Genomic DNA, 19,332 nt, shown 5'->3' on the forward strand with positions numbered 1-19,332 from the left:
CAAAGTCGGCATCGGTGCAAAAATGGTATAAATAACTAGTTTGTCATTCAAAACTCGGCAAGGCACGCTCCCTGGTGCCTTGCCGAACCATCGGACTCCGCGTCTCAGTGTCAAAGATCGAACTTGATATTTCTCGTGGTGAACTGTTGCGCGACGGGGTGGCGAACCGATTGCGTCCCAAGACACTCGCCGTGCTGGCGGAGCTTCGGGCACGGGAGGGCGAGGTCGTCAGCCAGGATGAGCTCCGCAACACCGTATGGGGGCGCCAGCACGGCCGCGAGACCGGGCCGAAACAATGCATCCGGGAACTGAGGCGCCTGCTCGGCGACAGCGCCCGAACACCCGGTTTCATCGAAACGGTCGGCAGGAAGGGCTACCGCCTTGTCGGCGAGATCGCCCTTGTGACAGCGAGCCCTGCCGCAGCCGGCCCGGCCCGGCTGTGCGTCGGCCGGGGGACCGAACTGGCAATGCTTGCCGATTGCTCGGCCGCCGCACGCCGTGGCACGCGCGGCGTGACGCTTGTTTGCGGGGAAGCGGGAGCCGGCAAATCAAGGCTGGTCGAGGCTTTTGCCGCCACGCTGCCGGGTGCTTCGCCCTTCTGGACCGCCCGGGGACAGTGCATACCCCATCCCGGGGCCAGAGAGCCCTTCGGGCCGTTGATCGAAATCGTGACGCAACTCGTCCAGGGACCGGCGCAAGGATCGGCCCAAGGACCGGTGTTGCGTCTGCTGGAGGAAGTCGCGCCGTCGTGGCGGGACCTGATCCCGGAACTGCGTGCCGGCCGCAGCCCGGCTGACCGGCCGGAGCCTGTTGTCGATCCGCATCCCGATTCGATGCTGAGGGAGCTGTCTGCGCTCCTGGAGAGCCTCTCTCGGCACCAGCCCCTTGCGCTCATTGTCGAGGATCTGCACTGGGCCGACCAAAGCACGCTCGCGTGGCTGCTGTCCTTCGCCCAACGCCGTACCGCCGCCAGGACCCTGGTTCTCGGTACCTACCGGTCCGACGAACTGGACAGGGCCGGAGACCTGCCGACCACCCTGCATTTCCTCCAACGCACGCCGGCCTTTTCCAGGGTTGTGCTGGAGGGTCTCGGCCAGGCCGCCGTGGCCGAACTTCTCGACCGGCGGTTTCCCGGCAGCAAGCTGCCGCAGGCCCTTGCCGGGGAGCTGACACGCCGAACGGAAGGGCATGCCATTCTGGTCGATGCGGTGGCCGACCTGTGGTGCCGGGACGGCATGCTGAAGCCGGTGGAGAACCACTGGGTCCTCGACCGGGAGGCCAAAGACCTGCTGGCCACGATTTCCGAGGGCACCCGGAGTTTCATCGCGGGGGAGACAACCAGGCTGGCCCCGCGCGAACGGCAGGTCCTGGAGGTTGCAAGTATCGCGGGCATACGCTTTTCCGCGGCCTTGCTGCACGATTTCCGGCACGAGGTGGAAGAGAGCGAAAAGATACTGGACGGTCTTGCAGGTGTCCGGCGGTTCATCGAGCGCGCCGGGAGCATGGCCTGGCCCGACGGCACGGTGGCCACACAGTATGTGTTCCGCCACGCGCTCTACCAGGAGGCCCTTTACGACGCCATTCCCGCGGCCAACCGGCAGGGTCTTCACGAGCGAATCGGATGCCGTCTGGAAGCTGCGTTCGAAACACGGCCCGCCGATGTTGCCGCCACGCTCGCGGATCATTTCGAGCGTGCAGCCGACAGGAGACGCGCAGCGATCTATCGCGGGATGTCGGGCCTTACCGCCCTGAAACGCGGCGCGGTCGCAGATGCTTCGGATCAGTTCCGGCAAGCTCTGGATTTCTTCGCCGCCTGTGCCCCGGATCCTGAATTGCGCACGGCGGAATGCCGGACGCTCCTGGGACTTGGCGCGGCGCTGAGCGTCGGGGCAAGCTTCACCGAGAGCGAGCTGAGAACGGTGTGCGAGCGGGCCGCAAGGTTGGCGGAGCAGACCAATGAACCGACAACGATCGTGCCCGCGCTCGCGGGTCTGTGGAACCACCACATCTCCAAAGCGGACCTTGCCACAGCCGATGATCTGGCAAGAAGCCTTGGCGACCTTGCCGAAGGCGCGCCCGCGCTCCACGCGATGGTGGCGCACAACGTGGCGGGGCAGACGCGCTTCTTTGGCGGCGCTCTTGCCGACTGCCTGCCGCACATCGAGGCCGTTTGTCAGGCCTATGACACCCGGTTCTGTGCGGAAGCCACGGTCCTGTTCGGTGAAGACCCCGGAATCGTGTGCCGGCAATACGCCGCCTGCGTTCATCAGATGCTTGGCCGGACCGAAGACGCCGATCGGCATTTTGCCGAAGGCATGAGGCTGGCGCATACGCTCGACCAGCCGTTCGGCCGGGCTCAGATGCTTTGGGCCGGTGCGCTGATCGCCCGCGATCAGGAGGCGCCGGAACGTGTTCTGGAACGCGCGCTGTCCCTGATCGAAACCTGCGACAACGCGGCAATCCCGTTCTGGCGCCCTCATGGCAGCATGCTGGCCGGCTGGGCCCTGACCGCGCTTGGCGATCACTCGGGGATGCAGCAGCTCGGCGAAGGCCTGAAGGAGCTGACTGCGATGGGCGTGAAACTGACGCGCCCCTTCGGACTGGAACTCTACGCGGAAGCCGCCGGGCGTTGCGGCAATCCGTCCGAAGGTTTGACGGCGCTCGCAGAGGCCCTGCAGCTCATGCGCACAACAGGGGAGCGCTGGCGTGAACCGGAGCTTTACCGCTTGTGGGCCGCCCTGTCGCTCCAGGCCGGACGAACAAGAAACGTTTCACTGGCGCTCAGGCGCGCGATCGCACTGGCCCGCAGCCAAAACGCCGGTGCTTGCGAGCGGCGCGCTCGGGAGTTTCTGGACCGGCATGATTGCCTAGCCGTCCAGCAACCTCTTCAGTGACACCACCGCCGCCGACGTCCGGTTCTCCACGCCGAGTTTGCCGAAGATGCGGTCGAGGTGCTTGTTGACGGTGCGCGGGCTCATGTCGAGAATCGCCGCGATCTCCTTGTTGGACTTGCCGTTGGCGATCCAGCTGAGCACTTCCGCCTCGCGTTCGGTCAGGTTGAACGCCGCCCTCAGCACGTCCGAGGGCGCGCCGCCGGCCACCTCGACGACCCTCAGGAGGTGCTCGGTGGTGCTGATTACGCCGGCATAGCTGAACTTGAGCTCGCGGCCGCGCATGCTGGCGATCGTGTCCTGGCCCATCTGCGGCGCCTTGCCGGAATCGAGCAGAAGCTGGCGCAGCCATTCCACCGTGGCTGTCGGAAGCCGGCCACGTGTCTGTGCGTCTTCGTCCGGATCGCCGTCGACCAGTTCCAGGGCCTGGGGCGTCGCCCAACGGATGTTGCCGGCGAGATCGACCGACAGCAGGAACCGGCCGGAGGCATCCAGCGCCACATGGGCACTGTGGGAGTTGCGGGCATTGGCGATATGGACCCGCAGGCGGGCGATCAGCTCGTCCGGGTCGACCGGCTTGGTGATGTAGTCGACACCGCCGGCTTCAAGGCCGCGCACGATATGCTCGGTCTCGCTCAGGCCCGTCATGAACAGCACCGGCACGTCACGCAGCGCCTCGAAGGCCTTGAGCCGTTTGCTCGTCTCGAAACCGTCCATGTCCGGCATGACCGCATCCATCAGGATCGCTCCCGGCGTGATCTGCGCGACGATGTCGAGGGCCTTCTTTCCGTCCCGCGCCACCAGAACCGTATATCCGGCTTCCTCCAGCGCGTCCGTCAGCATGCCCAGGGAGGACGGCGTGTCGTCGACAACCAGAACGGTTTCGCTAGGAGCATTCATGATCATGTCCGAGCCTTTCCAGGAGCTTGTCATATCGGGTCAGGTCGAATTCTCCGATCAGGGCGCGCATGTGGGCGACGAAGGCGGCCGCGTGCGGCTCATGGGCCTCGATGTCGTCCAGCTTGGCCCGGATGCCGCGCACATAGCCGATGCTGCTGAGCTGTTTCAGCATGCCGAGGCTTTCCTCCGACGGCAGTGCGGTGCTTTCGAAATCGGGCACCCCGGGCGGCGCGTTGTCCAGCAGTTCCGGGCGAGCACGGGTCTCGTCCGTGCGCCAGACCAGTTTCAGCGCCAGATGCAGCTTTTCCAGCAGGTCGCTCAGCCGCACCGGCTTGACCAGGTAATCGTCGTGATAGATCCGGTGTGCCGGGTCACGGCCGCTGTCGTCCGCATTGGCCGAAATCATGATGATGACCGCGTCGCCGTGGCCGTTTTCGCGCAGCTTGCGCGCCAGGCGCCAGCCACTCATTCCCGGCATGCTGATGTCCAGCAGGAAGGCGTCCGGCTGCTCCGTCCCGGCGATTTCCAGGCAGGCCTGGCCGCCCGGGGCCGTCAGGACCTTGAAGCCGAGCGGCGTCAGCACATCCCGGATCAATGTCCGCTGGGTGGGATCGTCATCGACAACCATGACCGTCTGGACCGGTCCCTGGTAACCGACAATCCGCTTCTCGGTACGCACGGTCCTGACCGGAGCCTCGGCGGCACTCAACAGCAAGCGAACCTTGAAGCGGCTGCCCCTGCCCGGCCGGCTGTCCACCTGGATGTCCCCGCCCATGACCTCGCTGAGCAGTTTGGTAATGGTCAGCCCGAGCCCGGTGCCGGGCACGGACATCCGGCCCTCTTCCACGATCCGCTCAAACGGGTTGAAGATCCGCTCCAGGTTCTCCGGGGCGATCCCGATCCCGGTGTCGATCACCGCAAATTCGGCCACCTGGCTGTGATAGGTTACCTTGAGGGTGACACTGCCGCTTTCCGTCCATTTGATCGCGTTGGACAAAAGGTTGATCAGGACCTGGCGCAGGCGTTTTTCATCGCCGAACACGTAGACCGGCAGGTGACTTGCCGGCTCGAACGTGAACCGCAGTGCCTTGGCGTCGGTCTGCAGGCGGAACATGTCGACGATCTGGGCAAGGAATTCGTGCAGGTTGAAGCGCTCGCGGTAGATCGTCAGATGTCCGGCCTCGATCTTGGAAATGTCCAGCAGCCCCTCGATGAGGCCGGCGAGATGGTCGGCCGAATGCTGGATCACCTTGACCGCATCGCGCCGGTGCGCCGGGATCGCCGGGTCCTTGCGCATCAGTTGCGCGTACCCGGCGATCGCATTGAGCGGCGAGCGCAGTTCGTGACTGATGCCGACCACGTAGCGGCTCTTGGCCTGGTTGGCGGATTCCGCCGCCTCCTTGGCTTTCTCCAGCTTGGCGTCGGTGCGCTTGTGCGCCCTGATCTCGCGCATCAGCAGGCTGGTCTGGCGGCGGGTTTCCTCATTGGCGAACTTGCGGCTTTCATGCACCAGCACGAACAGCCAGGTCATCACGCCCGACACCACCAGCAGGATGAAGAACACCTGGGTCAGCGCCCGGCCGATACCCTCGCCGCTACTGTCCGGACCAAGCGTGCTGGCCTCGACATAGACCAGCGACAGGATCGCGCCCAGCGAGACGGTGACGATCGTCATCACCGACAGATAGATGCCCAGACGCGAACTGACCCAGCCGGCCACATCGCTCGGCAGGACCGCGTTGAGCAGCGCCTTGACCTGATCGCCGATGCGCGCGTTTTCCTTGCAGTCGTCCTCGCAGCGTGCGTCCAGCGAGCAGCACAGCGAGCAGATCGGGCCGGAGTAGACCGGGCAATGGGCCATGTCCTCGCGCTCGAAGGAATGTTCGCAGATGCAGCAGCGCAGGGACAGGCGCTGCGCTTCCATGGTTTCCGCATCTGGTATTGCCTGCCCGCACCGTTCCATGGGTTCGGGCTGGCGGGCGATGTAGTAGCGCCCCTTGGTGGCCCAGGCGATCAGGGGCGCCAGAAGGATGGCGACGACCAGGGCGATATAGCTGGCAAGCGCGTGAGCGGTCTGGCCGAAAACGCCTGAGTAGGCGACCAGCGCGGTCAGGCTGGCGATGGTCATCGAGCCGAGCCCGACCGGATTGATGTCGTAAAGGTGGGCGCGCTTGAATTCGATATGGGGCGGACTCAGCCCGAGCGGCTTGTTGATCACCAGATCCGCGAACAGCGCTCCAATCCAGGCGACCGCCACCACCGAATAGAGCCCCAGCGTGCGCTCGAGCGCCTTGTAGACGCCGAGTTCCATCAAGGCGAGCGCGATCGCCACGTTGAAGACCAGCCAGACCACCCGGCCCGGATGGCTGTGCGTCAGGCGGGAGAAGAAATTCGACCAGGCAATCGAGCCGGCATAGGAATTGGTGACATTGATCTTGATCTGGCAGACGATCACGAACACCCCGGTCAGGGCGACCGCGACTTCGGGAGACGTGGCCCGGGTGAAGGCGACCAGATACATGTGGGTCGGCTCGACGGCCTTGTCGGGGCTGAGGCCGCTCTGCAAGGCGACCACCACGAGAAAGGACCCGAACAGCAGCTTGATGGTGCCGATCACGATCCAGCCCGGTCCCGCCGCCAGCATCGCCAGCCACCATTTGAGCTTGCGCCCCTGCCGCTTGCGCGGCAGGAACCGGAGAAAATCGACCTGTTCGCCGATCTGGGCGATCAGGGAAAACAGCACGGCGCTGGCGGCTCCGAACAGCAGCAGATCGAAGCGCCCCCCTTCGTCGCCGAACCTTCCGGAGAAATTCTGCCAGTCCTCCAGCGGCGCCAGACCCTGCCAGGCCAGAAACGCGAAGGGCAGGAGCTGCAGCACGATCCAGACCGGCTGGGTGTATATCTGCAGGCGGCTGATCAGCGTGATGCCGTAGACCACCAGCGGGATGATCACCAGCGTGCAGACCAGATAGCCGATGTTGAGAGGCACACCGAAGAACAGTTCCAGCGCGGTCGCCATGATCGCCGCTTCCAGGGCGAAGAAGATGAAGGTGAAGCTGGCATAGATCAGCGAGGTCACCGTCGAGCCGATGTAGCCGAAGCCGGCGCCGCGGGTCAGGAGATCGATGTCGACGCCGTATTTGACCGCGTAGAACGCAATCGGCAGGCCGGTGATGAAAATGATCAGCCCGACAACAAGGATCGACGAAACCGCATTGGTGAAGCCGTAGTTGTAGGTGATGGAGGCGCCGATCGCCTCCAGCGCGAGAAAGGAAATGGCCCCGAGCGCCGTGTTGGCGACCCAGACCGGGGACCAGCGGCGGGCGCTTTTCGCGGTGAAACGCAGGGCGAAGTCTTCCAGGGTCTGGTTGGCAACCCATTGATTGTAGGTCCGGCGCAAGCGGACCACTCGCTGATGACTTGGCATTCACCCCACCTGACCTTCAGGTCACCCGATGCGCAGCCTATCAATTGTGCACCGCAACCATCATTCATGCGCAATCCGCTTATTCTCCCGGCATTCCCGGCAAAACAAAACAGCTCCTGCGCGCCCCTGTGAATTGTTGCAATATCCGTGCCTCTTTGATGGTTTCAATCAGAAGATTTCGATAATTTTCCGCCACCAAAAGGAATTCCCCTCGTTGTTGCAAATAAGAAATCACGGATAAACTTCAAGTTGCAAGTATTCCCGGACTGTTTTTCCATATCTGCAATATGCAAACTTTGGATTATTTCACATGCCGGACCGGCTGGAAATAAGTCAATTAACCCACAGCAATCGACGCATTGCGGCAGTGCACTAATTCAGACGAGCCTTGAGACATGCGGAGACGCCGTCCGGCACTTCGCCTCAACCTCAAACATGGAGGGGTCCAAGAATGCGACGTTTGAAAGACCTGATTGAAAACCGGCTCTCGCGCCGGTCTGTCCTGTCGGGGACAGCCGCAGCGGCGATGCTGGTCACCGCCGGCGCCATTGCGCCTGTCAACGCCGATGACGTGAACACGACCGGTCTCGCGGTCACCGAAGACACGGTGAAGGTGGGCATCCTGCATTCCGTCACCGGCACCATGGCGATTTCCGAGACCGGATCGGTGCAGGCCGAAAAGCTCGCGATCGAGCAGATCAATGCCATGGGCGGTGTCCTTGGCCGCAAGATCGAATACATCCAGGAAGACGGCGGTTCGGACTGGCCGACCTTCGCTGAAAAAGCCAAGAAGCTTCTGGTGAGCGACAAGGTGGCCGCGGTCTTCGGCTGCTGGACTTCCGCCTCGCGCAAGGCCGTCCTGCCGGTCTTCGAACAGTACAACGGCATGCTCTACTACCCGACCTTCTATGAAGGCCTGGAGCAGTCGCCGAACGTGATCTACACCGGCCAGGAAGCCACCCAGCAGATCCTCGCCGGCATCGACTGGGTCGCCAAGGAAAAGGGCGCCAAGAGCTTCTACCTGCTCGGCTCCGACTACATCTGGCCGCGCACCTCCAACAAGATCGCCCGCAAGCACATCGAGAAGCTGGGCATGAAGGTTGTCGGCGAGGACTATTATCCGCTCGGCCACACCCAGTTCAACTCGGTCATCAACAAGATCAAGCTGAAAAAGCCTGACGTGATCTACGCGATCGTCGTGGGCGGGTCCAACGTTGCCTTCTACAAGCAGCTCAAGGCGGCCGGCATCGACATGACCAAGGAAAAGCCGGTTCTGCTCACCATCTCGGTGACGGAAGACGAAATCCGCGGCATTGGCGGGGAAAACATCGAGGGCGCCTATGCCGCGATGAAATACTTCCAGTCCCTCGACAACGAGAACAACAAGGGTTTCGTCACGGCCTTCAAGGAAATGTGGGGTGACGACATCGTCATCGGCGACGTGACCCAGGCCGCCTACCTCGGCCCCTGGCTCTGGAAGGCCGCGGTCGAAAAGGCCGGCAGCTTCGACATCGACAAGGTGCGGCTGGCCTCTCCGGGCATCGAACTGAAGTCCGCACCGGAAGGCTATGTGCGCGTGCACGAAAACCACCACCTGTGGTCCAAGACCCGCATCGGTCTCGCCAAGCCCGACGGTCAGTACGAGCTGGTCTATGAAACCGCGGACCTGATGGAGCCGGATCCGTTCCCGGAAGGGTACCAGTAAACCCGGGTTGACCTCCCCCGCATCGCCCGGGGGAGGACCATCCCGCTCCCTAGCGGCGCGGGTTACACCCGGGGCGCCGCGCGCGCAGCCTGCGCGGCGCCCCCCCTCCGACACCGTTCCACAAATTCTTCCCGATAGAGGGGCGCATGGTTCTGAAGGCCGGCCCCGCAGCATGGAGACGCGCGCAATGTTCGCCGACTACACATGGACAGAACTCGGGTCCATTTTCGCCATGCAGGGCTTTGCCGGGCTGATCCTGTTTTCCGTGTTCGTCCTGATGGCCCTGGGACTGGCAATCATTTTCGGCCAGATGGGCGTCATCAACATGGCGCACGGCGAATTCATGATCCTCGGTGCCTATGTCACCTACCTGTGCTCCAACTTCGTCGAGACCTTCATTCCCGCCCTGTTCGGCGTCTATTTCTTCTTTGCCATGATCCTGGCCTTCTTTGCCGCAGGAGCGCTCGGAGCGCTGGTGGAATGGTCGCTGATCAGGCACCTCTACCGAAGGCCGCTCGACACGCTGCTGGCCACCTGGGGCCTCAGCCTCATCCTTCAGCAGGCCTACCGGTCGATCTTCGGCGCACGCGAGGTCGGTGTCACCCTGCCCGACTGGCTGCTCGGCTCCGTGCCGCTCACCGACATCATCGAAATTCCGATCAACGGCATCTTCGTCATGGTGCTGACGCTGGTGATCGCGATCGCCGTCTACTTCGTGATGTTCCGCTCGCGCATGGGCATGCAGACCCGGGCCGTGGTCCAGAACCGTGTGATGGCCGGCGCCGTCGGCATCAACACCGAGAAGGTCGACCGCATGACCTTCGCGCTCGGCTGCGGCATCGCCGGCGTGGCCGGCAGTGCCTTCACCATGATCGGCTCCACCGGACCGACCGCAGGCCAGCTCTATATCGTCGACACCTTCCTGATCGTCGTCTTCGGCGGCGCGGCAAGCCTGCTCGGCACCATCGCCTCTTCCTTCGCCATCAGCCAGGCCCAGTCGACCATGGAGTTCTTCCTGTCCGGCTCGATGGCCAAGGTCCTCACGCTCCTGACCGTGGTCGGCATCCTGATGCTGCGCCCGGAAGGTCTTTTCTCCGCCAAGATCCGTCGTTGAGGAGGTTCCCATGACCAACCTGAAATCCTTCATGGCGCGGCAGGACATCCTCGCCCTTGCCCTCCTGGCCGCGGTGCTGTTCGTCGTCATGCCGTTGTCCATGGACATTTTCCGGCTCAACCTGTTCGGCAAATACCTGACCTATGCCTTCGTCGCCATCGGCCTGGTGCTGTGCTGGGGCAAGGGCGGTATCCTCAGCCTCGGCCAGGGGGTCTTCTTCGGGCTCGGCGGCTATTGCATGGCCATGTACCTGAAGCTGGAATCCTCCACGCCGGAGGCAACCGCCATCCAGTCGACACCCGGCATTCCCGACTTCATGGACTGGAACCAGATCACCGAGCTGCCCTGGTTCTGGGTCCCCTTCAACAGCCTGACGTTCACATTGGCCGCGATCCTGGTGGTCCCGGCGCTGTTCGCCTTCATCATCGGCGCCGCGATGTTCAAGCGCCGGGTGGGCGGCGTCTATTTCGCCATCATCACCCAGGCGATTGCCGCCATCCTGACGATCCTGATCATCGGCCAGCAGGGCTACACCGGCGGCGTCAACGGCATCACGGACCTGAGGACCCTGAAAGGCTGGGACATCCGCACCGACGAAGCCAAGTACATCCTCTACTTTCTCAACGGCGCGCTGCTGCTCGGTGTCCTGGTGCTGTGCCAGTTCGTGCTGAAGAGCAAGCTCGGCCGGCTGTTGGTCGCCCTGCGCGACAAGGAGGACCGGGTCCGCTTCTCCGGCTACGACGTGGCCAACTTCAAGATCTTCGTCTTCTGCTTCGCCGCCGTGCTGTCGGCCATCGGCGGGGCGATGTTCACGCTGCAGGTCGGCTTCATGTCGCCCTCCTTCGTCGGCATCGTGCCGTCCATCGAAATGGTGATCTTCTGCGCGGTCGGCGGACGCCTGTCGATCTTCGGGGCCGTCTACGGAACCCTGCTGGTCAACTGGGCCAAGACGACCTTCTCCGAAACCTTCCCGGAACTGTGGCTGTTCGGCCTCGGCGCGCTGTTCATCGCCGTGGTGCTGGTGTTCCCCAACGGTCTGTCCGGTCTCTATCGCAGCTACCTGGCGCCGCATGTAGACCGCTGGATCTTCCGCAAGCCACCGGAGGGAGGTTCCAGCGGAGCGGCTCCTCTCGAGCCAGCCGCGTTCGAGCCGGAACCGGCCGCCAAACCCGCCGAATAGGAGACCGACATGAACACGATCAACAACAACACGGACTTCCTGCTCGCCATCGAGAACCTGACGGTGTCCTTCGACGGCTTCAAGGCGGTCAACGACCTGAACCTCTATGTCGACGAGAACGAGATCCACGTCATCATCGGCCCCAACGGCGCCGGCAAGACCACCGTGCTCGATCTCATCTGCGGCAGGACAAAGGCGACCGACGGCTCGATCAAGTTCCGCAACAAGGAACTGACCGACATGCGCGAGCACGAGATCGTGCGCGAGGGGGTCGGCCGCAAGTTCCAGAACCCGTCCATCTACGAGGACCTGACGGTCTTCGAAAACCTGGAACTGTCCTTCCCGCGCGGACGCAATGTCTGGGGTGCCCTCACCTTCCAGCGCGACACGGAAGTGATCGGGCGGGTGCGCGAGATCGCCGAAATGGTGTTTCTCGACACGCTGCTGGGCATGCAGGCGGCCCTGCTCAGCCACGGCCAGAAACAATGGCTGGAGATCGGCATGCTGCTGATCCAGGACCCGGAACTCCTGATGCTGGACGAACCGGTTGCCGGCATGAGCGTTTCTGAACGCAAGCAGACGGCGAAACTCCTCAACGAGATCACCAAGGGCCGCTCGGTGATGGTGGTCGAGCACGACATGAAGTTCGTCGAGGACATCGCCCACCGCGTCACCGTCCTGCACCAGGGCAAGATCCTGTCCGAGGGCTCCATGGCAAAGGTTCAGGCCGATCCCGGGGTCATCGACGTCTATCTGGGACATTAGGGGGCAAACATGCTGAATGTAGCGCACTACCACGTGGCCTACGGCCAGAGCGAAGTCCTTCACGGGCTGGATTTCACGGTCGCACCGGGCGAGATCATCGCCATCATGGGCCGCAACGGCATGGGCAAGACCACGCTCATGAAATCCCTCATGGGGATCGTACCGACAAAGGACGGCGCGGCGGCCGTCGACGGCATCGACATCACCGACATGAAGAGCTTCGAGCGGGTTGCCAAGGGCATCGCCTATGTGCCCCAGGGGCGGATGATCTTTCCGACCATGACGGTGCAGGAGAACATCGAGACGGGCCTGATCATCGGCGGCAAGAGCAAGGTTCCAGGCGACATCTACGAATTGTTCCCTGTGCTGCTCGACATGAAAGGCCGGCGCGGCGGCAATCTGTCCGGCGGGCAGCAGCAGCAGCTCGCCATCGCCCGCGCCCTTGCGACCAATCCCAAGGTGCTGCTTCTGGACGAACCGACGGAGGGCATCCAGCCCTCGATCATCCGCGAGATGGCGCGTGTCCTGAAACGCATCCGCGATGAACGCGGGCTTTCCATCATCGTCTCGGAACAGGTGCTGTCCTTCGCTCTCGACGTTGCCGACCGGGTGCTCGTCCTGGAAAACGGGCGGCTCGTTCACGATGAACCCCGCGCCAATGTCGACGAGGCGAAGGTCTCCGCTTTCCTGTCTGTCTGATCCGGATCTTTCAAAGCTCAACCGCGCCCGGGAAAACGGCGCATTTTCAAGAGGAGAAACCCAATGGCTGATACGCTGATCTCGGTAGACTTGAGCGAGTCTCCGCATACCAACGAGAAGATCCACAATCGCTGGCATCCCGACATTCCGATGGCGGTCTGGGTGGAGCCGGGCGACGATTTCAAGGTCGAGACCTACGACTGGACCGGCGGCCAGATCAAGAATGACGACGACGCCGCCGACGTGCGAGACGTGGAACTGGAACAGGTGCACTACCTGTCCGGCCCGATCGGCGTCAAGGGCGCCGAGCCGGGCGATCTTCTGGTGGTCGACATTCTCGACATCGGTGCCAAGGAAGAAATGCTGTGGGGTTTCAACGGCTTCTTCTCCAAACAGAATGGCGGCGGCTTCCTGACCGAGCATTTCCCGCAGGCGCAGAAGTCGATCTGGGACTTCGAGGGCATGTTCACCCGCTCGCGCCACGTGCCGGGCGTCAACTATGCCGGGCTGATCCATCCGGGCCTGATCGGCTGCCTGCCGGACCGCAAGATGCTCGACACCTGGAACGAGCGCGAGACGTCCCTTTTCGACATGGACCCGGACCGGGTGCCGGCGCTGGCCGCCCTGCCCAACACCCAGTCGGCACATATGGGCCAGTTGAAGGGCGAGGCCAGGGACAAGGCGGCCGCGGAAGGCGCCCGCACCGTGCCGCCGCGCGAACACGGCGGCAATTGCGACATCAAGGATCTGTCCCGCGGCTCGAAGATCTATTTCCCGGTCTATGTCGACGGCGCCGGCCTTTCCATGGGCGATCTCCACTTCAGCCAGGGCGATGGCGAGATCACTTTCTGCGGCGCAATCGAGATGGCCGGATGGCTGCACATCCGCGTGACCCTGATCAAGGACGGGATCGCCAAATACGGTGTCAAGAACCCGATCTTCAAACCCTCGCCGATCACGCCGAAATACGACGACTACCTGATCTTCGAGGGCATTTCGGTCGACGAGGCCGGCACCCAGCATTACCTGGATGTCCATATCGCCTACCGCATGGCCTGTCTCAACGCCATCGAGTACATGAAGAAATTCGGCTATACCGGCGCCCAGGCCTACGCCATTCTCGGCACCGCCCCGGTGCAGGGACATATCTCCGGCGTGGTCGATATCCCCAATGCCTGCGCGACCCTCTGGCTGCCGACCGACATCTTCGAATTCGACATGATGCCGGGATCGGACGGGCCGATGAAACATCTCGACGGATCCATCGACGTGCCGCTGGCACCGGATCTTTAAGGAGCGCCCATGCCGGTCTACGACTATCTTTGCGCATCCTGCGGACCCATCACCGCCCAGCGACCGATGTCCGCGCATGCCGATCCGATCGCCTGTCCGGCGTGCAGGCAGGAGGCCCCAAGGGCCCTCCTGCGGGCGCCGAACATGCCGGGCCTGTCAACGGAGCAGCGCTCGGCACACGAGCGCAACGAGACCGCCCGCCACAACCCGGCGTTCTCGACGAAATCCGGACGGGAGGACCGGGCGAAGGAAGCCCGCAAGCGCCATCCGTCCGGATGTTCCTGCTGCTCCGGCAGCAAGGGAAATTTCCGTTCCAGTGCGGTCTACAAGGCCGACGGCAGCAAGACCTTCCCGTCGAAACGGCCGTGGATGATCAGCCACTGAAACAGCTTCCAGCCGCCTGTCCTGCAAATTTCAGGGTTACTAATACCAGGACGGCGGCCGGAAGGACGTCGGGTTCATGGCTTCCACCTCGACCCGGTACAACTTGTTTCCCAGGCCTCCCGAAAACATCAGCGCATCGTCGTAGGGATTATGCGCGTTAGGCTGCACCATGTCGGCGTTGTGGATGTAAAGCTGCTGTATCAGAAGATGGCCGATTTCGTGGGAAAGCGTGCGTGCAATCGACTTGATGTGGGTCGTCTTGCCGTAGGACCGGTCATCGAGCAGGCACATTCCGGTGGTGTAACTCATCAGGCCGTTCACCTTCATCGGCCGTTCGCCCTTTTTCTGGGCACTGACAATTTCCCGCACGATGAACACGTTCACGGTCATGACATGCTCCGCCCCTGCAGGTTGCGGAAACATACGATCCTTCGCAAAGGGCTTGAGGTATTTGAATTCGTCCTTTTTCTCCTTGAACACATCCTCCCGGACGACAAAACCGAGATGGCGGCCGATCTCCTTGTGCGACAGCAATTCGTCGCCGAGCAGCCGAAGTTCCACGTTGCACTGAGGGATCAGGATTTCGCTGTTCGCGATTTTCAACACGGTCCGCAGTTCACCGCTCGAGACGCGTGATTTCAGGCCTGGTCCGTGCTGTACGTAAAAGGCAAAGATAGGAACGATCCTGCGCGGTTTCACGGACACATAGACCCTCAGGTGTTTGCCGTTCTGAAACAGATCAAGCATGCAGTCCTTGCAGGAGTTCAGTCCCTTGATCACCAGACACTGGCCCTTGATGACCGCACGGATCAGCCGTTCGTTGCTGAAAGCGCGTGCATAGCCATCCTCGTCGACGCCCTTTCCCGCTATCCGGACCGGACTGTCGGGATCGATTCCGATCCGGAGCGAGCGTTCACTCCCTTCCGGCACCATGATCCAGGCGCCGTCACGTTCCGGAGGGAATTTCACCTGTAACGGACCCAGCACCTGCGACGGCGCGGGAAAACTGTCGAAACCCAGGTTTCCGTCTGTCGGGCCGAAGACGGGGATCTTTGGCATGCCACTCGGATCAATGGGTTTGTCCGGTTTCGGATTGTCCTTCGGCTGCACCGGTTTTGGAGTGACAGGCGCACCCTTCCATTTTGCCGCCGAGGCCGCATCGTTGAGCGCCGACAGGGTCGGGCCAACCGGGTCGACGCGCTGATCGGGGCTCATGAAACCCAGAACCTTGCTCTGGAAATCGCCTATAAGTCCCTTGGTCAGGGGACCGTGAAAGCCGTCCTCCACCAGGGGCGTGCGGGACGGATCCAACAGAAGATTGAGCCGTTCCTGAACGGTTCGGACGTCTGCAATATTGTTCTGGCCGCGATAGCCGACCGACCGGGCTATACTGACTCTGGGTAAATTCGACATCATCCCGCCTCGGTTCGCTGGCTCACGGGACCGTGGAGGCTGAATTTGCGTCACGCCGAAACGTGCCATCCTCCTCAATCCCGAACATGTCCCCCCGGATGTCCATCGAACTAGCACCGGATGAACCCGCGTACCGTGATCCACGACACAGCTTTCCTCTTGGCCGGTCGCGATGGCTGTTTTTTTTGCAAATGTGCTCAGCGGCGCGGGACTGCCCGCACCGATCTGGCAGAAACCGGTCCGAACCCCGCAGGCGCTAGTCCGGCTTCAGACCGTTCGGGTTGAACGCTCCACCGAACGGGGAGGGATTGGCCTTTGCCGGTGTATCGGCGGCAGCCGGCGCGTCCTGTCCCGGTTTCAGGCCATTGGGGCTGAAGGCGCCGCCGAACGGAGACGGGCTGGACCTGGCCGGCGCGTCGGCGGGCGCGGATACCGGTGCGGAGGTCTTTTGCCGTTCCTGCATTTTCAGGCGCTGCTGTTCCAGAAGCTCGTGCTGGCGCGCGCGCTTGTCATCAAGGATCTGCTGCTTGCAGACGGACGCGTCCTGCCGGGTGCCCTGCCAGGTGGCCAGGCCCGCAAGGCCTGCAAGGATCAGAAAGACCGTCAACGGATGGACCAGGGTCTTCAGAACCGGATTGCCATAGATGCGCGAGCGTGTGGCGACCCCGGAACGCAGCATTTCCTTGCGGCGCGTGTGGGCCTCATGGACGATGGCGCCGATGAGCGTGATCCCGATGATGATCACCGCCAGCGCCGACAGCGAAGGATCGGTGCCGTGCCGGACCTTGGAGGCCAGCGCCGTGGTGAACGTGTTGCCGGACAGGATCGTGAACACGGTGGTGTTGTAGTTCTCGAACGATGCCAGGAACGTCAGAAAGGCCGCCGAGCCGATGGCCGGGCCGAGGAACGGCAGGAGGATCTTGCGGAAGGCCTGGCCGGGCGTGGCGCCGAGATCGAGCGCGGCCTCGGTCAGGATCGGATCGAACCTCTGCAGCCGTGCCAGGAACACCAGCATGGCATAGGCGGATACGAAGGTGACCTGTCCGGCCAGGGTCAGGAACATGCCGCTGAAAAAGAACGACCCGTATTCCGCCCCGACACTGCGCCCGAGCGCGCCCCAGAAGACGATGGTCGAAATTCCCAGAACCACGCCGGGTATCAGGATCGGCGTGATCAGCACCGTATAGAGCACCGCCCGCAGCCGGGAGCTGAGCTCCGACAGGGCCAGCGCGCCGGCAAGACCGATCGGCACCGCAATGGCCACGACGCTGACGGCGATCACCAGGCTGTTCAGCAGCCCGCTCATGAGCCGGTCGTTGGCGAACAGGACACCGAACCATTCCGTGGTGAAACACTCCCACGGGGTGATCCTCGGGAAAGACGAGGAGTTGAACGCCGTGATCACCATGATGATCAGCGGACCGAACAGGAAAGAGAAGAAAAGCAGGGAGAACCCTGCCGCGACGCCGCCGCCGCCCGCACCCCGGTTCATCGGCCGATCTCCCCGATGGATACCTTGAACACCCGCATCAGCATCATCACGAAGGAGATGCAGACGATGAGCAGGATGACCGCATAGGCCGACCCGCGCTGCCAGTTGGCGCTCTCGTTGAACCACTGGTAGATGAGCTGGGTGAACCACAGGCTGGACGGCCCGCCCAGGATCTGCGGTGCGGCCAGAGCGCCCGCCGTCAGCATGAAGACCATGGTCGCGCCGGAGGCGATGCCCGGCTTGGCCACCGGCAGCACCACCCGCCAATGTACCCGCCACCAGCTCGCGCCCATGTCACGCGCCGCTTCGATCTGGTTCCGGTCCAGCGCTTCCACGGCGTTGAAGATCGGAAACACCATCAGCAGGATGTAGGCATAGGTCAGCCCGGAATAGAGCGCCACATCCGCCCGGATGAAGTCGACTGGCTGGTCCCAAAGGCCCATCGACATGCCGACGCCGTTGATCAGGCCGGTGGCGCCGAACAGCACGCGGAAGGCGAAGGCGCGCAGGATCTCGTTGACCCAGAAGGGCACGATCAGGCCGATCACCATCATTCGTGCCGCGACACCGGTGGCCGAATGGGCCAGGATGAATGCGATCGGATAGCACAAGAGGATGTCGATGCAGGTGACGAACACCGCCGCGACCAGCGTCCTGACCAGAATGCCGATATCGAGCGTGTTCACCGTGCCGTCATTGCCCTGGAAGAAATAGGCGTAGTTCTCCAGCGTATAGACATCCTGTGGCCCGCCGACATCCGCGGCGGGCAGGTTGAACCGGAACGAATAATCGAGCATCGCGATCTGGGGCAGGACGATCAGGAAGATCACCCAGATCAGGACGGCGACACCGACAAAGGCGGCCGCACCAAGACCGTGCTTGCCGGCGATTTCCTTCATGGCGGTCTGCAGGGCCCGCATCCCTATGCCCCCGCCAGATCGCCATGCGGCAGCACGATGGCCTGGTCGGGTTCGAAACCGATCGGCACCGCCGCTCCCGAAATCGATCCGGCTGTGCCGCCGAGATTGACCCGGGACAGGCGCAGCGGAACACCGTTCGCCTCCAGGAACATCTGCCGTGCGTTGCCCTCGAACTCTTCCTTGACCCAGTTGGCGGTCACGGAATTCGACAGGCCGTCGCCGACGCTCAGTTGCTCCGGCCGGATGAACAGGATGCAGTCGTCGCCGGCCTTGTACTGGCGCCCGCCGGCGGCGCGTCCCTGCAGGCGCCCGAGCGGCGTTTCGACCGATACAAGCGCGTCCGCCTGGGACGCCACCTTGCCTTGGATCGCGTTGGATTCGCCCACGAAGGAGGCCACGAATGCGGTCTTGGGGCGGTTGTAGATCGTCTCCGGCGGATCGACCTGTTCGATGACCCCGGCATTCATCACCGCGACCCGGTCGGACATGGTCAGGGCTTCGCCCTGGTCATGTGTGATGTAGATGAAGGTCAGCCCGACCTGCTGCTGGATGGTGCGCAGTTCCGTACGCATGTGATGCCGCAGTTTCAGGTCGAGGGCGGACAGGGGTTCGTCGAGCAGAAGAATGTCGGGTTCCACTGCCAGGGCGCGGGCAATCGCGACGCGCTGACGCTGCCCACCGGACAACTCGTGGACTTTCTTGTCGCCGACACCGGGCAGCGCAATCATCTCCAGAAGCTCTTCGGCCCGCTTGCGGCGGTCCTTGCGGCCGATACCGCGCACTTCCAGCGGGAAGGCGATGTTGTCGGCAACGCTCATCAGCGGAAACAGCGCCAGGTTCTGGAAAATCAGCGCCGTCGGGCGCTTGTTGGGGCCGATGCCCTTCATGTCCTGGCCGCCGATCAGGACCCGGCCTTCGGTCGGATCGCTGAAGCCCGAAATGCAGCGCAGCAAGGTTGTCTTGCCGCATCCCGACGGGCCGAGAAAGGAGAAGAACTCCCCGCCCTTGATCACGAGATGGGCGTTGTCGACCGCCGTATAGGCGCCGAAGCGTATGGAAACGTGATCCAGTACAATATCTTTTGTGGCCATGACGCTGTCGGGGACGCTCTCGGAAAGACGGCTGAACGGAACGGACAAAACGGGCGCC

At 62.9% G+C, this 19,332-nt stretch carries 14 protein-coding genes; 8 read left to right on the forward strand and 6 right to left on the reverse strand.

The window, feature by feature from the left end:
• Positions 1-107: 107 nt before the first annotated feature.
• On the forward strand, positions 108-2,894 hold the full coding sequence (locus AC0VX3_RS21025) for an AAA family ATPase (RefSeq protein ID WP_475522159.1): 2,787 nt from the start codon (positions 108-110) through the stop codon (positions 2,892-2,894).
• Here AC0VX3_RS21025 and AC0VX3_RS21030 read toward each other — a convergent pair.
• Together AC0VX3_RS21030 and AC0VX3_RS21035 are read right to left on the reverse strand one after the other, a co-directional pair.
• Positions 2,868-3,791, reverse strand: a complete 924-nt coding sequence (locus AC0VX3_RS21030; protein ID WP_342894581.1) for a response regulator transcription factor — start codon at positions 3,789-3,791, stop codon at positions 2,868-2,870. The genes AC0VX3_RS21025 and AC0VX3_RS21030 overlap by 27 nt on opposite strands.
• On the reverse strand, positions 3,778-7,218 hold the full coding sequence (locus AC0VX3_RS21035) for a hybrid sensor histidine kinase/response regulator (protein ID WP_475522160.1): 3,441 nt from the start codon (positions 7,216-7,218) through the stop codon (positions 3,778-3,780). The genes AC0VX3_RS21030 and AC0VX3_RS21035 overlap by 14 nt, the downstream gene beginning before the upstream one ends.
• Before the next feature lie 526 nt (positions 7,219-7,744).
• Between AC0VX3_RS21035 and urtA the strand changes: the two genes are divergently transcribed.
• From urtA to AC0VX3_RS21070, 7 genes are all read left to right on the forward strand, one after another.
• Positions 7,745-8,923, forward strand: a complete 1,179-nt coding sequence (urtA, locus tag AC0VX3_RS21040; protein WP_475525218.1) for an urea ABC transporter substrate-binding protein — start codon at positions 7,745-7,747, stop codon at positions 8,921-8,923.
• 187 nt (positions 8,924-9,110) lie between these two features.
• Complete coding sequence (gene urtB, locus AC0VX3_RS21045) at positions 9,111-10,037, forward strand: urea ABC transporter permease subunit UrtB (RefSeq protein WP_342894579.1); 927 nt, start codon at positions 9,111-9,113, stop codon at positions 10,035-10,037.
• A 10-nt stretch (positions 10,038-10,047) separates the two neighbouring features.
• A complete protein-coding gene (urtC, locus tag AC0VX3_RS21050; RefSeq protein WP_475522161.1) occupies positions 10,048-11,217 on the forward strand; it encodes an urea ABC transporter permease subunit UrtC in 1,170 nt (389 codons plus the stop codon).
• Positions 11,218-11,226: 9 nt separating this feature from the next.
• Positions 11,227-11,982 (forward strand): urea ABC transporter ATP-binding protein UrtD, encoded by a 756-nt coding sequence (urtD, locus tag AC0VX3_RS21055; protein WP_475522162.1) that lies wholly within the window; start codon positions 11,227-11,229, stop codon positions 11,980-11,982.
• A 9-nt stretch (positions 11,983-11,991) separates the two neighbouring features.
• Positions 11,992-12,681: an urea ABC transporter ATP-binding subunit UrtE gene (urtE, locus tag AC0VX3_RS21060; RefSeq protein ID WP_342894576.1), complete on the forward strand. Its 690-nt coding sequence runs from the start codon at positions 11,992-11,994 to the stop codon at positions 12,679-12,681.
• A 63-nt stretch (positions 12,682-12,744) separates the two neighbouring features.
• Positions 12,745-13,974: a formamidase gene (gene fmdA / locus AC0VX3_RS21065; protein ID WP_475522163.1), complete on the forward strand. Its 1,230-nt coding sequence runs from the start codon at positions 12,745-12,747 to the stop codon at positions 13,972-13,974.
• A 9-nt stretch (positions 13,975-13,983) separates the two neighbouring features.
• On the forward strand, positions 13,984-14,358 hold the full coding sequence (locus AC0VX3_RS21070) for an FmdB family zinc ribbon protein (protein ID WP_475522164.1): 375 nt from the start codon (positions 13,984-13,986) through the stop codon (positions 14,356-14,358).
• 39 nt (positions 14,359-14,397) lie between these two features.
• On the opposite strand, the gene AC0VX3_RS21075 is transcribed toward AC0VX3_RS21070, so the two are convergent.
• From AC0VX3_RS21075 to AC0VX3_RS21090, 4 genes are all read right to left on the reverse strand, one after another.
• Positions 14,398-15,771 (reverse strand): peptidoglycan-binding domain-containing protein, encoded by a 1,374-nt coding sequence (locus AC0VX3_RS21075; RefSeq protein WP_475522165.1) that lies wholly within the window; start codon positions 15,769-15,771, stop codon positions 14,398-14,400.
• 256 nt (positions 15,772-16,027) lie between these two features.
• A complete protein-coding gene (locus AC0VX3_RS21080; protein WP_475522166.1) occupies positions 16,028-17,263 on the reverse strand; it encodes an ABC transporter permease in 1,236 nt (411 codons plus the stop codon).
• Positions 17,260-18,183: an ABC transporter permease gene (locus AC0VX3_RS21085; RefSeq protein ID WP_342894571.1), complete on the reverse strand. Its 924-nt coding sequence runs from the start codon at positions 18,181-18,183 to the stop codon at positions 17,260-17,262. The genes AC0VX3_RS21080 and AC0VX3_RS21085 overlap by 4 nt, the downstream gene beginning before the upstream one ends.
• 2 nt (positions 18,184-18,185) lie before the next feature.
• Positions 18,186-19,274, reverse strand: coding sequence for an ABC transporter ATP-binding protein (locus AC0VX3_RS21090; protein ID WP_475522167.1), 1,089 nt, complete (start codon positions 19,272-19,274; stop codon positions 18,186-18,188).
• Between the last annotated feature and the right edge of the window lie 58 nt (positions 19,275-19,332).

It is taken from the genome of Roseibium sp. QJM3NY_11 (genome assembly GCF_056173175.1).

Coding starts and splice junctions, on each gene's coding strand:
- AC0VX3_RS21080 (WP_475522166.1), bottom strand. CDS start 17,263: ATGAACCGGGGTGCGGGCGGCGGCGGCGTCGCGGCAGGGTTCTCCCTG.
- AC0VX3_RS21090 (WP_475522167.1), bottom strand. CDS start 19,274: ATGGCCACAAAAGATATTGTACTGGATCACGTTTCCATACGCTTCGGC.
- urtE (WP_342894576.1), top strand. CDS start 11,992: ATGCTGAATGTAGCGCACTACCACGTGGCCTACGGCCAGAGCGAAGTC.
- urtC (WP_475522161.1), top strand. CDS start 10,048: ATGACCAACCTGAAATCCTTCATGGCGCGGCAGGACATCCTCGCCCTT.
- urtB (WP_342894579.1), top strand. CDS start 9,111: ATGTTCGCCGACTACACATGGACAGAACTCGGGTCCATTTTCGCCATG.
- AC0VX3_RS21035 (WP_475522160.1), bottom strand. CDS start 7,218: ATGCCAAGTCATCAGCGAGTGGTCCGCTTGCGCCGGACCTACAATCAA.
- fmdA (WP_475522163.1), top strand. CDS start 12,745: ATGGCTGATACGCTGATCTCGGTAGACTTGAGCGAGTCTCCGCATACC.
- urtA (WP_475525218.1), top strand. CDS start 7,745: ATGCTGGTCACCGCCGGCGCCATTGCGCCTGTCAACGCCGATGACGTG.
- AC0VX3_RS21070 (WP_475522164.1), top strand. CDS start 13,984: ATGCCGGTCTACGACTATCTTTGCGCATCCTGCGGACCCATCACCGCC.
- AC0VX3_RS21085 (WP_342894571.1), bottom strand. CDS start 18,183: ATGCGGGCCCTGCAGACCGCCATGAAGGAAATCGCCGGCAAGCACGGT.
- AC0VX3_RS21030 (WP_342894581.1), bottom strand. CDS start 3,791: ATGAATGCTCCTAGCGAAACCGTTCTGGTTGTCGACGACACGCCGTCC.
- urtD (WP_475522162.1), top strand. CDS start 11,227: ATGAACACGATCAACAACAACACGGACTTCCTGCTCGCCATCGAGAAC.
- AC0VX3_RS21075 (WP_475522165.1), bottom strand. CDS start 15,771: ATGTCGAATTTACCCAGAGTCAGTATAGCCCGGTCGGTCGGCTATCGC.